We start from the raw sequence: 565 nt of genomic DNA on the forward strand, positions 1-565 counted from the left end.
CAAACACCGGCTCCGACCCATACAACTCACGCCCCATCCCCACCCGCTGACTCCCCTGCCCCGTCAACACAAACGCCGTCTTCGCGCGCGCATCCACCGGGGTCGCGTCGCCCGCGGCGAGCGCGTCCAGGGCGGTCAGGAGCTCGGTGCGGTCGGAGCCGACCACGGTGCCGCTCCGGTCGAAGCGGGTGCGGGTCTCGACGAGCGCCCGGCCGACGTCCGCGACCGACACCTCGGGCCGGTCCCGAAGGTGCCGGGCGAGCCGGGCGGCCTGGCCCCTCAGGGCGGCGTCGTCCGCGGCGGACAGCGACAGCACGACCGGGTCCGGCGTTCGCCGCGGGGCCGGCTCGACCGGGGTGGGCTCCGGCGGTGCCTCGAGGATGACGTGGGCGTTGGTCCCGCTGATCCCGAACGACGAGACCGCCGCGCGCCGGGCACGACCCGTCTCCGGCCAGGCCCGCTCCTCCGTCAGCAGTTCGACCGACCCCGCCGACCAGTCGACATGCGGCGACGGCGCGTCCACGTGCAACGTGCGCGGCAGGACGCCGTGACGCATCGCCTCCAG

Annotated in this window: 1 protein-coding gene; it reads right to left on the bottom strand. The window is 75.4% G+C overall.

The window, feature by feature from the left end; all coding sequences use genetic code 11:
• Positions 1 to 565 (bottom strand): ketoacyl-synthetase C-terminal extension domain-containing protein (locus IIE03_RS00005; protein WP_318842696.1); only part of this gene is annotated, 565 nt, incomplete at both ends.

The organism is Myceligenerans pegani (assembly GCF_014892515.1).
GTDB classification, from domain to species: domain Bacteria; phylum Actinomycetota; class Actinomycetes; order Actinomycetales; family Cellulomonadaceae; genus Myceligenerans; species Myceligenerans pegani.